17 protein-coding genes are annotated in these 14,284 nt (G+C 70.4%); 10 read left to right on the top strand and 7 right to left on the bottom strand.

Annotated features, from left to right (window positions below):
* Positions 1-58: 58 nt before the first annotated feature.
* The 3 genes from efeU to efeO are packed head-to-tail and all read right to left on the bottom strand — an operon-like array spanning position 59 to position 3,336.
* A complete protein-coding gene (gene efeU / locus ABD808_RS15750) occupies positions 59-901 on the bottom strand; it encodes an iron uptake transporter permease EfeU (protein WP_344896741.1) in 843 nt (280 codons plus the stop codon).
* Positions 901-2,166 (bottom strand): iron uptake transporter deferrochelatase/peroxidase subunit, encoded by a 1,266-nt coding sequence (gene efeB / locus ABD808_RS15745; protein WP_344896738.1) that lies wholly within the window; start codon positions 2,164-2,166, stop codon positions 901-903. The genes efeU and efeB overlap by 1 nt, the downstream gene beginning before the upstream one ends.
* A 30-nt stretch (positions 2,167-2,196) precedes the next feature.
* A complete protein-coding gene (gene efeO, locus ABD808_RS15740) occupies positions 2,197-3,336 on the bottom strand; it encodes an iron uptake system protein EfeO (protein WP_344896735.1) in 1,140 nt (379 codons plus the stop codon).
* A gap of 388 nt (positions 3,337-3,724) precedes the next feature.
* Between efeO and ABD808_RS15735 the strand changes: the two genes are divergently transcribed.
* A complete protein-coding gene (locus tag ABD808_RS15735) occupies positions 3,725-4,873 on the top strand; it encodes a methyltransferase domain-containing protein (RefSeq protein WP_344896732.1) in 1,149 nt (382 codons plus the stop codon).
* A 5-nt stretch (positions 4,874-4,878) separates the two neighbouring features.
* Here ABD808_RS15735 and ABD808_RS15730 read toward each other — a convergent pair whose 3' ends face one another.
* Together ABD808_RS15730 and ABD808_RS15725 are read right to left on the bottom strand one after the other, a co-directional pair.
* On the bottom strand, positions 4,879-5,421 hold the full coding sequence (locus ABD808_RS15730; RefSeq protein ID WP_344896729.1) for a hypothetical protein: 543 nt from the start codon (positions 5,419-5,421) through the stop codon (positions 4,879-4,881).
* Positions 5,402-5,575, bottom strand: coding sequence for a helix-turn-helix domain-containing protein (locus ABD808_RS15725; RefSeq protein WP_344896727.1), 174 nt, complete (start codon positions 5,573-5,575; stop codon positions 5,402-5,404). Before ABD808_RS15725 ends, ABD808_RS15730 begins: the two co-directional genes overlap by 20 nt.
* Before the next feature lie 170 nt (positions 5,576-5,745).
* Here ABD808_RS15725 and ABD808_RS15720 point away from each other — a divergent pair, with 170 nt between their 5' ends.
* The 7 genes from ABD808_RS15720 to ABD808_RS15690 all read left to right on the top strand — a co-directional run bounded on the left by ABD808_RS15720 (position 5,746) and on the right by ABD808_RS15690 (position 9,606).
* Positions 5,746-6,975: a helix-turn-helix domain-containing protein gene (locus ABD808_RS15720; RefSeq protein ID WP_344896724.1), complete on the top strand. Its 1,230-nt coding sequence runs from the start codon at positions 5,746-5,748 to the stop codon at positions 6,973-6,975.
* 54 nt (positions 6,976-7,029) lie between these two features.
* On the top strand, positions 7,030-7,383 hold the full coding sequence (locus tag ABD808_RS15715) for a hypothetical protein (protein ID WP_344896721.1): 354 nt from the start codon (positions 7,030-7,032) through the stop codon (positions 7,381-7,383).
* Positions 7,384-7,388: 5 nt separating this feature from the next.
* Positions 7,389-7,619, top strand: a complete 231-nt coding sequence (locus ABD808_RS15710; protein ID WP_344896718.1) for a hypothetical protein — start codon at positions 7,389-7,391, stop codon at positions 7,617-7,619.
* A gap of 165 nt (positions 7,620-7,784) precedes the next feature.
* A complete protein-coding gene (locus tag ABD808_RS15705) occupies positions 7,785-8,063 on the top strand; it encodes a hypothetical protein (protein WP_344896715.1) in 279 nt (92 codons plus the stop codon).
* Between the two features lie 158 nt (positions 8,064-8,221).
* Complete coding sequence (locus ABD808_RS15700; RefSeq protein WP_344896712.1) at positions 8,222-8,707, top strand: HAD family hydrolase; 486 nt, start codon at positions 8,222-8,224, stop codon at positions 8,705-8,707.
* Between the two features lie 55 nt (positions 8,708-8,762).
* Positions 8,763-9,035, top strand: coding sequence for a hypothetical protein (locus tag ABD808_RS15695; RefSeq protein ID WP_344896709.1), 273 nt, complete (start codon positions 8,763-8,765; stop codon positions 9,033-9,035).
* A gap of 49 nt (positions 9,036-9,084) precedes the next feature.
* A complete protein-coding gene (locus ABD808_RS15690) occupies positions 9,085-9,606 on the top strand; it encodes a hypothetical protein (RefSeq protein ID WP_344896706.1) in 522 nt (173 codons plus the stop codon).
* Positions 9,607-9,737: 131 nt separating this feature from the next.
* Here the strand turns inward: ABD808_RS15690 and ABD808_RS15685 are convergent, their stop codons facing one another.
* On the bottom strand, positions 9,738-10,976 hold the full coding sequence (locus ABD808_RS15685) for an MFS transporter (protein WP_344896703.1): 1,239 nt from the start codon (positions 10,974-10,976) through the stop codon (positions 9,738-9,740).
* Positions 10,973-12,085, bottom strand: coding sequence for a tryptophan dimethylallyltransferase family protein (locus ABD808_RS15680; RefSeq protein ID WP_344896700.1), 1,113 nt, complete (start codon positions 12,083-12,085; stop codon positions 10,973-10,975). Before ABD808_RS15680 ends, ABD808_RS15685 begins: the two co-directional genes overlap by 4 nt.
* A 484-nt stretch (positions 12,086-12,569) precedes the next feature.
* Between ABD808_RS15680 and ABD808_RS15675 the strand changes: the two genes are divergently transcribed.
* Entirely contained in the window at positions 12,570-13,703 is a 1,134-nt protein-coding gene (locus tag ABD808_RS15675) for a cytochrome P450 family protein (protein WP_344896697.1), read from the top strand.
* Between the two features lie 207 nt (positions 13,704-13,910).
* Positions 13,911-14,033, top strand: coding sequence for a hypothetical protein (locus tag ABD808_RS15670; RefSeq protein ID WP_344896694.1), 123 nt, complete (start codon positions 13,911-13,913; stop codon positions 14,031-14,033).
* Positions 14,034-14,284 lie beyond the last annotated feature (251 nt).

Below are 14,284 nucleotides of genomic sequence, written 5' to 3'. Positions count from 1 at the left end.
TTCGGCCTCCGGGATCGGTGCGCCGATGACCGCGACGCGGGCGGACGAGCCGTCGCCCTCACGCGGGCTGGGACGACGGGGCCTCCGAGGTCACCCGCTTGCGGGGTTTACCGGTGCGCAGGAACAGCGCCAGCACCGGGATGATGTACAGCAGCCACACCACGACCTGAAGCACTGTCGGGTCGGGCTGGAAGTTGACCGTGCCCTTGAGGAGCGTCCCGTACCAACTACTGGGCGGGATCGCCTCGCTGATGTCGAACGCCTTGGTGCCGAGGCCCGGCAGGAAGCGCGCCTCCTGGAGGTCGTGGAACCCGTAGGCCAGCACACCGGCGGCCACGACCACCAGCATCGCGCCCGTCCACGTGAAGAACTTGGCGAGGTTGATCTTCACGGCGCCACGGTAGAACAGCCAGGCCAGCACGGCCGCCGTGGCGAGCCCGAGGAGCGCGCCGCCGAGAGGACGCGCCCCGTCGCCGGTGGCCTGCACCGCCGACCAGATGAACAGCGCGGTCTCCAGCCCCTCCCGGCCGACCGCCAGGAACGCCGTCACGACCAGGGCGCCGGTGCCCATGACCAGCGCCTTCTCCATCTTGCCGTGCAGTTCGGACTTCAGGTGGCGGGCGGTGCGGCGCATCCAGAACACCATCCAGGTGACCAGGCCCACCGCGATGATCGACAGGCTGCCGCCGAGGAACTCCTGCGCCTCGAACGTCAGCGTGGTGGTGCCGTACTGGAGGATCGCGCCGAAGGCCAGGCTGACGGCGATCGCGATGGCCACGCCCGCCCAGATGGGGCGCAGCGCGTCCCGCCGGTCGGTCTTGACAAGGTAGGCGACCAGGATTCCGACGATGAGGCCTGCCTCCAGACCTTCCCGCAGCCCGATCAGGTAGTTGGCGAACATCAGGCGAACAGCTCCTTGCCCCACCAGTCGGCGGCGTCCCGCACCCCGGACGGGATCGCGAACACGGCCGAGCCGACGTGCTGGATGTACTCGTTGAGGGCGTCGTTGCGCGCGAGCCGGGTCTGCACGGGAAGGAAACCTCGGCGGATGTCGCGCTGGTAGGCCAGGAAGAACAGGCCCGCGTCGAGGCGGCCCAACCCGTCGGTGCCGTCGGTGTAGGAGTAGCCGCGCCGCAGGATCCGCGCGCCGCCGTTGCTGTCGGGGTGCGCCAGCCGGACGTGCGCGTCGGGCTTCATCGCCGCGAGGTCCGGCTCGTCGTGTTCGGCCTGGCGGCCGACCGGCGCGCCCGCGTCCTTGTCGCGGCCGAAGATGTCCTCCTGCTCCTGGAGGGAGGTGCGGTCCCAGGTCTCGATGCGCATCGCGATCCTGCGCGCGACCAGGTACGAGCCGCCGGTCATCCAGGACGGGCCGTCCTCGGACGACACCCAGACGTGCCCGTCCAACTCGGCGGTGTCGGTGCCGGTGATGTTGCGGGTGCCGTCCTTGAACCCCATCAGGTTGCGGGGGGTGTCGGCGTCCGGGGTGGTCGAGGACGTCTTGCCGAACCCGAGCTGCGACCAGCGCACCGACACCTTGCCGAAGCCGATGCGGGCGAGGTTGCGGATCGCGTGCACCGCCACCTGCGGGTCGTCCGCGCACGCCTGGACGCACAGGTCGCCGCCGCCACGGGCCGGGTCGAGGTCGTCGCCGGGGAACGTCGGCAGGTCGATCAGCGCGGGCGGGCGGCGCGCGGCGATGCCGAACCGGTCCCTGCCCTTCGCGGAGAACAGGGACGGGCCGAACCCGATGGTCAGTGTGAGCCGGGACGGCTTGAGGCCGAGCGCCTCGCCGGTGTCGTCCGGCGGGGCCTCGGCCGGGCCGCCGACCGCGCCGTCCCCGACCGGCCGCCCGGCCGTCATCCGCTCGGCCGCCCGCGTCCAGTCCTTGAGCAGGGCGACCAGCGCCGCCCGGTCGTCGGTCGTGACGTCGAACGCGGCGAAGTGCAGCCGGTCCTGGACGGGGGTGGCGATCCCGGCCTGGTGCGCGCCGTGGAACGGGACGGCCTGCCCGGTCGCCGACTCGGGGTCGTCGCCGATCCCGATCGCGGCGGCCGCCACGCCGCCGGAGGCGGTCACCCCGAGCGCGAGCCCGGCGCCGCCCCAGCCGAGGAGCGCGCGGCGGGAGAACGGCCTCGGCTCCCGGGCGCGTTCGGAATCGGAGCTCACGGACCCTCCCTCATCAGGTGGCGCCCCCCATCAGGTGGCGACGGCGGCGGCCAGTTTCGACAGGGGCTCGGCGAGGGCGTTGACCGCGTCCGACAGCTTCTTGCGGTCGTCCTTGCCGACCTTGTCGTAGGCGGCGAATCCGTCCGGGGAACCCTTGTCGCGGTGCTTGTCGAGTAGGGCGAACAATGCCTTGAACTGCTTGTCCAGCTCGGTGCTCAGCGCCGGGTCCTTCTGGGCGGCGACGGGCTTGAGCAGTTCGTAGGACTTGTGGGCGCCTTCCACATTGGCCTGGAAGTCGGCGAGGTCGGTGTGGCTGTAGCGCTCCTCCTCACCGGTGACCTTGCCGGTGGCGACCTCGTCCAGCAGTTCCTTGGCGCCGTTGGCCATGCTCGTCGCGGTGATCTCGGCGGTGCCGACGCGCTTCTGCCAGTCGCGCAGATCGGTGATCAGCTGGTCGGCCAGCTTCTTCTCCTCGGGACCGATCTTCCCGTCCTTCCACAGCGCCTTCTCCAGCCGGTGCCAGCCGGTCCAGGTCTGGCCCTGTTCGAGGCCGTCCTCGCGGACGTCCACCTTCGGGTCGATGTCACCGAACGACTCCGCGACCGGCTCGGTGCGCTCCCACCCGACGCGGGAGACGGCGTAGGCCTTCTTGGCGCCCTCGACGTCTCCCGCCTTGACGGCGGCGGCGAACTTCTCGGCCTTGGGCAGGGTCTCGTCGGCCTGCTCCTGCGCGTACTTGCGGTACTCGGCGACGGCCTTGTCCAGGCGCGGGTCGCCGGGCTTCGCCGAGTTCTGGCCGGTGGCGGTCACCTTCTGCCGGATGCCGTCGCCCTTCATGCCGGGCTTGCAGGCGATCTCGTACGCCCCGGCCTTGACCTCGGCGACGATGTCGGCCTTGGTGCCGGGGCCGATGTTCTCCCGCTCGGTGACGATCCGGTCGCCGGGCGCGTAGACGTAGACCTCGGTGACCTTGGAGCCCTTGTTCTCCACCTTGAGCCGGACGTGCCCCGCCGGGAAACTGGTGCGCGACACCTTGCACTCGCTGTCGTTCGCCGTGATCTGAATGGCGTCCGATCCGCTGCCGTCGGCTTTCTCGGCGCAACCGGAAAGGGCGAGAAGTGCCACGACGGCGGCGGCGGTCGCTGCGCCCCGGGGGCGGACGGCTCTCATGCTGGGCTCCAGCGGTCTGTGGCGTGGCGCAATATCCACCGCCAGGAAAGTTAGGCGAGCCTAACTTAGCTTAGCGTCGCCTCAACCGGTATTCCAGGGTCGGTGATCCGCCTCACCGCCGCCCTTGAGCGACCACGACCGGGCGCTGATGGCCGCGTGGCTCGGGATCCCCCGGACGTTGCGGCCCGGCTCGCACCACTCACCAGACGCTCACCCCCGAACACATAGACGTTGGGTCAACGCGCGTCTACCGTGTGTGACTCCACTGTCGCTGCCGAGGAGGTCCCGTGGGCAAACACGAAGCCCCCAAACCGCAGAGCCCCAAACCACCCACGCCACCAAACCCCGACACCGGACCCCCACCCGGCGGCGGAAAGCGCGAGAAGTAATGACCCCCGCCGGCCCCGCCGATGAGCGCCTCACCGCGCTCATCAGCGAACTCGCCACCAAGGGCTACCTCCCCGGCCCGGCGGACGACTGGACGCGCGCCCTGCACGCCGTGCCCCGCCACACCTTCGTCCCCGCCCGCGCATGGACGCCCAGCGGCCCCATCGACCGGGACGCCCACCCAGACCGGTGGTGGGACGCGGTGTACGCCGACGCGCCGATCACCACCCAGACCGACGACGGCACCACCGACCCCATCACCGGGCAAGGCGTCGCCACCTCATCCCTGTCCGCCCTGTCGGGCGTCCTGTTCAACATGGGGTTCCTCGACCTGGACGACGGGCACCGCGTGCTCGAGATCGGCACCGGTACCGGATACACCGCCGCGCTCACCGCGCGGATCGTCGGGAAGGCGGGCTCGGTCGTGTCGGTCGAGGTGGACGCCGAGCTCGCCTCCGCCGCCGAGAAGAACCTGACGGCCGCCCTGCCCGCAGACAGCCGCACCCCCGCGCTGATCGTCGGAGACGGCGCCGACGGCTACGCGGCGGACGCCCCCTACGACCGAGTGCACGCTACCTGCTCGGTCCAGACGATCCCACCCGCGTGGCTCGCGCAGACCAGGCCTGGAGGCCGGATCGTCACCCCGTATGGCCGGTGGTTCGGGTACGGCTCGGTCGCCCAGGTGGACGTCCTCCCGGACGGAACTGGCATAGGCCGGTTTCCCGGCACCAGCGGGTACATGCCGTTGCGGTCCCAGCGCCCCGTCGACGGCCACCCCGCCGACTGGGACGCACCCGGCGCTCGGATTTCCCGGACCGGCGTCAACCCGCGGACGGTCGCCTACGCTCCCGCCGCCGCGGACCTGGTCATCACGCACCTGGCGCCTGGAGTCGCCGCGCGCCGCGCGGACGACGCGCTGTGGCTGCTCGACGGTCGCGACCCGGACTGCTGGGCGATCGTCGTGCTCGCCGAGCACGAGGACCTGTTCGAGGTCCGGCAGCATGGGCGCCGGGACCTGTGGGACGAGACGGTGGCCGCGTACTTCCGGTGGCAGGCGCTCGGCCGCCCGACCCTGGACCGGTTCGGCCTCACGGTCACGGACGCTGGGGAGCGGCTCTGGCTGGATCGCCCCGACGACGTGATCTTCTAGCGCCGTCAGTCCAGACCAAGCCACGCGGCGAATGCGCGGAGGTCCTCAGACGGTCGGGTTTCCGCGCTCGCGATCGTCTGGACCAGATCCCGCACCATCGGGTGGATCCGGACCTGCTGCGGTGCCGCCCCGCGTGCCCTGCGCAGGGCGGCGAGCGCGCGGCGCCGATCCCCCTGGTAGTACCAGGCCCGCGCGACCTCAACCCAGAAATGCCCCGCCCGCACCGGCGGCAAGCTGGGCGGGAACTCCTCGTAAAGCGGCAGCGCCCGCTCGATCGCCTTCGCGCCGTCCTCCATCTCCACCGCCGCCGACACCGCGTGCAGCGCCACGTTGCCCGGCCCGAACTCCATCCCGTAGTGATTCGCCGATGGGTCCGGCAACAGGTCGGCCGCCCGCGTCGCCTCCGCCAGATGCGCGTCAGCCAGGTCCGCGTCACTGGCCCGCGCCGCCAGCACCGACGACCGCAGATGCAGAGACCCGTACACCGTCAGCCTTTCCGGCTCCATCTCGGCGGGGTCGTCCCCGAGATCACGGCGCGTCCGCTCCATCAACGTCAGCCCCTGCCGGTACGCTCCGGCGCCGCCCTTGCTCGACCTTGGTCAGCAGGGAGTAGGAGACGTGGGCGCGCGTCGCGAGGTCGCGTTGGCTGATGCCGCGTAGTTTCCGTAGGCCAGCGATGCGCGCGCCGATCGTCTCGGCCATGGCCCCCTCCGGGTTCCACAGCTTTTGATAGTTCGCGGTCGTCTCCAGTATGACCCTGTCCTATGTGACTGGCCGTGACAAGGTCGACCTGCTATAGCAGACGCCTCTGACGCACCGAGGCCCTGCACCGTAGCCTGGGATTGTCGAGATCTCAGGAAGGTACAGGGCCTATGCACGGGGATACCCCGGACCCCGCTCCCGAGCTGACCGTCGGGCAGCGCGTCCAGTACTACCGGCGCAAGCGCGGCATGAGCCGCGAAGTCCTCGCCGGGCTGGTCGGGAAAAGCGCCCGCTGGGTCAAGGCCGTCGAGCGCGGCGAGATCCAGAACACAAAGCTTCCCGCGCTGCTCGCCCTGGCCGACGCGCTGAAAGTCCGCGACGTCTCCAAACTCACCGGCGGGCCACCCCTCCCCGCGGGCATGTTCCGTGGGCCGGGACACGCCGCTCTCCCCGACGTGCGTGACGCGATCAACGCGGTCGCCGTGTCCATGACTGACCCGCCACCACCACTCCCCCATCTCGAAGCGCGGCTGGCCGCAGCGTGGCAGGCCCGCCACGCTGCCCCCGATCACCGAACCGTGCTCGGCGCACTGCTGCCCGAGTTGATCCGGGACGCCAAGCACGCCGCCCGCGCCTACGAGGGAGACGACCGCCGCCGCGCCCTCGCGCTGCTGGCCGGGGTCTACAACCTCACCCAGTTCTACGTGGCATATCAGCCGTCTCCGGATCTTCTGTGGCGCGTAGTCGAACGCAGCATCATGGCGGCCGAAGAGTCCGACGACCCGCGCGCATTCGCCGGTGCCGTCTGGCTGGCCGCCCAAGCGCACCGTGACGCCGGTGATTTCGACGCCGCCGAGGCCATCAACCGCGAGGGTCTCGAGCTGCTCCGCCCACACATGCTGACCGCCACCACGGACCTGCGCGCCCTGTGGGGTGCCCTGCACCACGAGGCGGCGTACACGGCGGCGCGGGCCGGGCAACGCGGGACGGCGTGGCGATGGTGGGAGCAGGCCGACGCGATCGCGAGGCGCCTGCCCAGTGGGTTCTACGAGCCGATGACCAGCTTCAGTCGGGTCATCATGGGCGCGCATGCCGTCACCATCGCAGTGGAGGCACGGCAGGGAGGCGAGGCCCGCAAGCAGGCCGTCCGGTCGGCGAACACGGCGATCCCCTCCCAGCCCCGCCGAGGCCGTCATCTGATCGAGGTGGCACGGGCATGGCAGCTCGCCGGGAACCTTGACGCCGCGCTCGGCGCGCTGACCCGCGCGTACGTCGCCGCGCCGGAGACGATCCGCTACAACGGGTTCGCGAAGCGGATCGTCCTTGAGGTCGCCGAAGGGCCCGAGAATCTGCGGCAGGATGCCCGAAACCTGGCGGATCGGCTGGGAATGCTCGTTTAGGAGGGGACAGGATCCTGCCCCTCCGGCGTCGCCGGCACGGTGAGTCTGTGGTCTGTGACACACAAGGACCCTGAATTTCGCAGGGGCCTGCGCGGCGTCGACGCCCACGAGGGCACCGAGGGTGAGCAGGCCTCCACCGACACGCGTTTCGACCAACTCCGCGCCGCCTTCCCCGGCTGGGGGATCTCCTACACCGAGGACGAGCCGGTCCCGTGGATCGCGATCCGCAAGCGGCGCCCTGGCTGGCTGGGCGGTCACCCCGTCGCCGAGGCCATCGACCCCGGGCAGTTGCGGCGCCTGATCGCGCAGGCCGTGGAGACCGGTGCCAAGGTCCACACCTGGACCGCCCGCGGCGCCCAGGCCGAGCAGACGCGGCGACCAGACCACGCAGAGCTGTGCGTGCGGTGACCCCGATGGGCGCATGCCACGTCACCGGCCAACTCACCGCGCAACCGGAGATGAGCCGCGAGCAGCTCGCCAAGAATGCGGCGGCGGCGATCTCCGATCGGTGGCCTGGCGTCCTGGCCTGGTACGGGAAGCGGACCGGGAAGTGCTGGGCGTACGTGCCCGGCCTCCAGGAGTTGCTGGAGGCCGACGACTTCCGCCAGTTGGCCGAGGACATCGCCGGGGCATGTGCCCGGTGATCCAAGACGAGGGCGTGGCACGGCGCCTCTGGCAGGATCCGCCACGCCCACCCAATCGTACGGCCAGCCGCAGCGCGTGGCAGCGGCCGCCGTACTGGCGCGGCGGGGCGGGTGCCCCCAAGGTCATCACCCGCCCCGCCGTGCTACCACCCAGAGAGGACCACGATGCCCGGCGACCGGACGCCCGCCGACACGGCGGCGAGTGACGAACGCATCGCCGTCTACCGCACGGACGGCGACGGGGAACCAGAGGCGTACATCGCGATCTGGGAACGGGAGTCCCGAGACGACGCCTTCGCCGAGATGACCGCCGAGCCGGACGGATGGTGGCGGGTCACGTCGGCGTCGGTCGTGCGCGGGATGTGGGTGCGGCCAGGGACGCCCGAGCCGTGGCGGGAGATCGTGCATCGGCTGCTGGGGCGTCCGGCCCGCGAGCCCACCTAGACCGGAGCGGCGCTGCTGGGTCCCTCGCCCACTGCGGCGCCGCTCCTTGCCCGCGTCGAACGCGGAACGCAAGCCTCCCAGCCCCGCACGCGAATCGTCCCACTCATCGCCGTTCCGGACCCGCCGGATGCGGCCTGACCCAGCAAAGGGGCAATGCTATGAATACCCCGGATTGTCTCGTCACCGACTTCGGGTCGACGATCTCGGCCGACCACGTCGACCACGAACTCGGACAGAAACCGGTCGACCCGGCGGCCGCCACCGCTCTGCGCACCATGCACGACCGCCACGGAATGCGCCTCGTTCTCGCATCCAACACGCTCCCCGGCGAGACCCGCTGGCCCGCTCTCCAAAAGGCCGGAATCGACGACCTGTTCGCCGTCGCGTTGCTCTCCTACCCGCTAGCCGTACGCAAGCCGGAACCCCTCTTCTATCGACTCGTACTCGCCGCGGCCGAGGTGCCACCCGAACGGGTGCTGTTCGTCGGCGACCACCTTCACCACGATGTCGTCGAGCCGCTCACCCACGGCATGCGCGCCGCTCTCGTCCGCCCGCTGGGGCTTGACCCCGGGGAGACGCTTCCCAATGGCGCGCTGCTCATTGAGCATGTGCGCGACCTGCTCCCGATCCTGGAGGCCATGTGAAACCCCTCCGGCCGCCTGTCGAGTCCACCCCCACACATCGCTGGAAGAGGCTCCCATGCTGATACCCGACTTCGGTCCGGCCGACCGGTTGTACGCGGCGCTCCGCCGCCGAGCCCCGCAGATCGCCGTGTCCGTCGTCCGCGACGAGGACACCGATCTGCCACACGTGAGCGTCACCTACCGGGACGCCGGACCCAAGACGGCAGAGTGGGACGGCGCCGCGTACCGGATGCGGCAGGGCGACGGCCCCTGGTCGCTGCTGCCCGCCGCCGCAGAGGACGCCGCTGATGCGATCGCCGCCGACCTCGGCGCTACCACTCGGGGGTGAACGGGCGCTGAACCGGTCACTTGCCCCATGCGGCACCCGAACCGCCTACGTGCGGCACCGCGACCGCAAAGAGCCGGTCGACGAAGCCTGCCGCGCGGCCAGCCGCGACCACGGCAATGCGTGGAACCGGGCTACCAGCCGCTTGGCCAAACGCCCCGAACGGGCTAACGAATACGCCGCCCTCCTCAAGAAGCACAAGGGCAACACGAATCGTGCCCGCGGCGAGCTGGCCCGCAGTCACCGCGCCGAGTTTCGCCAACTCCTCTTCGATGAGTTGGCGAAACTCGGACGGCGGCGCTGCGAGTGCGGGGCTGAGATCCTGCCTGGCAGCACGTGCTGGGCCTGCCCACCCGAGAGCGCCATCCCTGGAGGACTCGTGCCTGAGGTGCACTGGCGGCAGGGCCGCAAGGTCGGCCGCACCCTGTACATCCACCGCAGCGGCTCCGAGAGCGGCCAACTGGTCGGCATGGTGGACACGCCGGAACTGGCCGCCGAAATCTGCGAGGCCATGAATGCCCGCGGCTCAACTGAACGGAGCGGAGAGAGTCGCGCCGCAGACGAGCGGCCGTGAGACTCCGCGGCCCGGGAGCACGGCGCGGGCCCGGGCCGCGGAGAACGTCTCAGCCGGGGCGTTGCCTTAGGGGGGATTCCAGGGTCGGTGATCCGCCCCACCGCCGACCCGGCGGGTCATGGCCGTCGCCCCTAGGTCGCGACGCGGCGGAGGGCGGGGCTCAGTGTGGCGGTGGCGGCGATCACGGTCATGAGCGCGACCAGGCCGAGGACGGTGGTCCGGGGGGTGGTCTGGTCGAGCAGGTAACCGGCGATCAGGGAGCCCAGCGGGATCGTCCCCCAGCTGACGAGCAGGACGATGCTCTTGATGCGCGACAGCAGATGGTCGGGGATCACGCGGTACTGGTAGCCGACCAGGACCACGTTCCACAGCGGTCCGAAGAAGGCGATCAGCGCGGCCAGGGGGCAGAGGGCGGGCGCCCAGGTGACCATGGCGAGCGTCAGGAGCAGCAGCGCCCAGATCCAGGTGGCGCCGACGGCGACCGAGCGCGGCGACAGGTGCCGTCCGAGCCGGGGCGCGGCGAGGGCGCCGAGCAGCCCGCCGAACCCGTAGGAGCCGAGCACGACCCCGGTCATCGTGGTGGACGCGCCCAGGTCGCCGACCAGCACGATCAGCGTGAGCATCAGCGCCTGGAAGTCGATGTTGATGAGGCCCACCAGCACCACCGACACGCGGACGAAGGGTTCGCGCAACAGCCAGCGCACGCCCTGCCCGACCTCCTGGACGAGGCTTCCCGTAGGCCCCTCCCGCCGGGCCCTCAGTTCACCCTTCATGAGGAACGTCAGCACGAACGAGACCGCGTAGGACAGCGCGTCGAACAGGAACGGCACGGACGACGCGATCCCGTACAGCGCGCCGCCGAGCGGGGGCCCGGCCAGCACCGCCGCCCGCGACCTCGCCTCCTGCCGGGCGAGCGCGGTGGTGAGCTGGGAGGCCGGGACGATCGTCGGGACGACGCTCTTCTCCGCGACGCTGAAGAAGACGAAGAAGGTCCCGCCGACAAAGCTCACGACGAGGATGTGCGAGAACGTGAGCCGTCCCATCCAGGCGGCGGCCACGATGCTACCGAGGGCGAGAAATCGGCCGACCTCGCAGATCAGCATCGTGCGTTTGCGGTCGTACCGGTCGAGCATCGCCCCGGCGGGCAGATAGAACAGGGCGTAGGGCAATGTCGCGCAGAATCCGGCGATGCCCGCCTTGGCCGGGGAATGTGTCATCGCGATGACCAGCAACGGAAACGCGATGGTCGTCACCCGGGTGCCGAGATCGGAGGCGATCTGCCCACTCCACAGCAACATGAAGTCGCGGTTCCGGCGGAGCGGAACTTCCGCGGGGAGCGCCTCGCTCGACGTCGCCGACCGTTCCGTCATCCCTGCCCACCGATGCGTTCCTCTTGGCCCGCGCCGAACGGCGGCGGGTTCACGGCGTGCATTTCCGGCGAGAAGTAGAGCTTCACCCGGGGGCCGGGTCGACCCGGACGCCAGGAGATGTAGTTGTGGATTCCGGTGCCCGCGTCGAGCCCGCGATGCGAGATCTCCGCGAGCACGTCCTCGTAACGGCGCATGGCGCGCGGACGTCCCGCGAGGGCGCGGTGGACCCGCTGCCGTACCTGCCCGTCGTGGTCAGCGTACGTCCACAACGGGACGTAGAGCGTGGCGTCCACGTGTTTCGCGGTGCGTTTCGCCGTGCGCGCGTCGAGCAACGACAGGCAGGTGACCGGCGGCTGGTCCGCGAAGTGTTGATGGCCGTCGAGCATGGTCGCGCAGAAGGCCCGCACCTCCCCCGGCTCGTACCCCGGGTAGGGCTTGAGGGCCGCCGCGACCTCGTCCACGTCGGCGGCGTAATGCCGGAAGTAGACCTTCACCCGGGCGGTGGCACGGTCCGACAGGTCCAGCGAGAGCAGGAACGGCGCGTCCTGCTCGGGACGGTGGACGTGCTCCCGCACCATCGGCCACGAGTCGCCCTCCCCCATCGCGTCCAGGGCAGAACGCAGCAGGTCAGGGGCACCGTCCGGCCCTTCGACGTCAAGGTAGAACCAGGCCTTGAAGCGGACCGGGCCGCCGCGCCGCACCTCCGCGCCGTACATGGACACGTGCGGGCCGTGCGCCTTGTCGGGCAGCAGCCGGTCGGCGACGGCCGACCACCGCGCGGCACCGGCGCCGAACCGTCCGGCCAGCGTCGTCATGAGCGTCCGGGCGGCGGCGGGGTCGCACGCGGGGACGCCCGGCAGCAACGGCTCCATGGCGAACTGGAGGGCGGGCGTCGGCCCGTCGAGGTCCACGGCGAACTCCACGGGAGAGCCGTCCGGCGACACGTCCGACAAAGGGAACTCGTTCGGGCGGGCGTCGCCCCAGTGGTCGGTCATGGCGTGGAACGCCGCGACGAGCCGCGCGCCGCCCCCGTCCAGGCCCAGGGTTCGCGCCGTCCGTTCCAGCGTCGCGGCGCAGGCGGTGCGCATCACCGTGGACAGGTCGCTCATGGCTTCTCCTCGACAATGAATGACGACAGATACCGGGGCATCGGCGAGAAAGGCGCCAACTGAGCGCGGCAATTCAACAATTGAGGCATTAACCGCGCCCAAGCCCCCGGGACAACGGTCCGGGCGTGAGTGCGGAACAAAGGACGGTCAAGGGTCGTCTCATTGCCCAAAACGGAGGTGGAGCGGTACAGTAAACGCACGCATCCTCTGATTAGCCATGGTTTCGAAATCGTGACCGTTACTTGACCGCATGCACCCTCGGCCGTGTTCAGTATCTGTCAGCACCCGCGATGCCGCAAGTGATCATCACTCTCCGCACACGTTGTCCCTCCGGTCGTGACCGACAGTGAATGGAATTGCGACAATGCCGAAAAGGGACGCCGAGCCGCGCCGGGGCCGGCCGATACCTCCGCTGATATCCACCGATCCCCAGAACGCGTACGATCATCTGCGCGAGCAGGCGGCGGCCTGTGCCATCCCATCGGTGGAAGGCACACCGATGTGGGTCGCCGGACGGTACGAGGGCGTCCGATCAATGCTTTCCGACCCGCGTTTCGCGAACAATCCGGCGACGGTGCCGAACGGCGCGGCGGCGCTGTTACCGGGCGAGCCGCTGCGCAAGCTGGGCCTCGACGACGACCTCGTCCCCTACCTGTCCGACACGATCCTGGACAGTGACGGCAGGGACCACGCCCGGCTGCGCCGCCTGGTGACGCCCGCGTTCTCGGTCCAGCGGATCATGACGCTGCGCCCCCGGATCGAGCGGCTCGCCGACGACCTGCTCGACGCCCTGCCCAACCACGCCACCGGCGGCGTCGCCGACCTCCTGGACCACTTCGCCCATCCGCTCCCGATCCAGGTGATCGGTGACCTGGTCGGCGTGCCCGCCGCCGACCTGCCGTCCTGGCTGCGCTGGACGCATGACCTGTCCTTCGACCGGCAGTCCCTGACCGGGACGCTGCGCCCGCTCGTCGACTACACCCACGACCTGGTCCGGCGGCGGCGCGCCGAGCCCGGCGACGACGTGATCAGCGAGCTGCTGCGGGTCCAGGACGACGACGGCGACCGGCTGGACGACCGAGAGCTGGTCACGATGGTGCTCAGCCTGGTCATCGCGGGCCACGACACCACCGCCGCCTTCATCGCCAACAGCGTCTGGGCGCTGCTGACCCATCCGGACCAGTTGGCCGCGCTGCGGGCCGACCCGGGGCTGATGCCCCGGGCCGTCCAGGAACTGCTCCGCTGGTGCGGGCCGGTGCTGGTGGCCCGCACGCGCTACGCGATGCGGGACGTTGACCTCGGCTGGGCCAGCTTCCGGTCCGGCGACGCGGTCGCGGCGGCGCTGAGCGGCGCCAACCACGACCCGCGCGAGTTCGCCGACCCCAAGGAGCTGGACATCGCCCGCAAGTACCAGAACCGGGGCGAGGTGCACGTCTCGTTCGGCGCGGGTCCGCACTACTGCCTCGGCGCGGCGCTGGCCCGCCTGGAGGTCGAGGCGGCGTTGGGCAGGCTGCTTGAGCGGTATCCCGGCCTGGCGTTGGCCGTGCCGGAGCGGGATCTGCGGTGGCACGCCGCCTCGGGAATGCGGAAACTGGCCGAACTGCCCGTGCGTTTATGACGGCTCAACCCGTCACAGCGGAGAAACGCAGTGTTGGATGCGGTATTTGAAGTAACCGTCCCAGGGCGGTGGAGTGGCTTCTGAGCCGGGCTCGGTGGCGAAATAGACATCGACACCGGAATAGTCACCCGGACGCTGGTAGGCCAGCCCGCCATAGGGGCCGCGGACCAGCCCCGAATTGTGGTTCCAGGTGTATCCGCTTTGCGCGTGGGTGATCTGACCGACGACGGTCCAGGTGCCGCCGCCTTCCCAGACGCTCGATCCCGCGATCCGGGCGACCTCGATGTTCTCCTCAACTTCGTTGTCGGCGAGTTCGCCGGTGTCGCGTGAGATGACGAACGAACTCCGGCTGGGGTCATACTTAGGCTCAACCGGCCGTCGGCACCGCGGTCGTCGTCGTCCGCGCCGGTGAAGAACATCGCCCAGGTGTAGGTCTTCGTGCCGGTCTTGGACGTGGTGTAGGTGAATCGTCCCCGCACGACGTCCGGGTCACAGATGTGGTACGCCGCCCAGCTCGGAGTCGCCGGATGGTATTCCGGGTCGCCCGGTTCGAGGCGCGGCTGGAGCGCCGTCCGGTTCTT

The sequence above is a fragment of the Actinomadura meridiana genome, assembly GCF_039537545.1.
Classification (GTDB): domain Bacteria; phylum Actinomycetota; class Actinomycetes; order Streptosporangiales; family Streptosporangiaceae; genus Spirillospora; species Spirillospora meridiana.
This window is presented reverse-complemented; position numbering and strand designations above follow the sequence as displayed.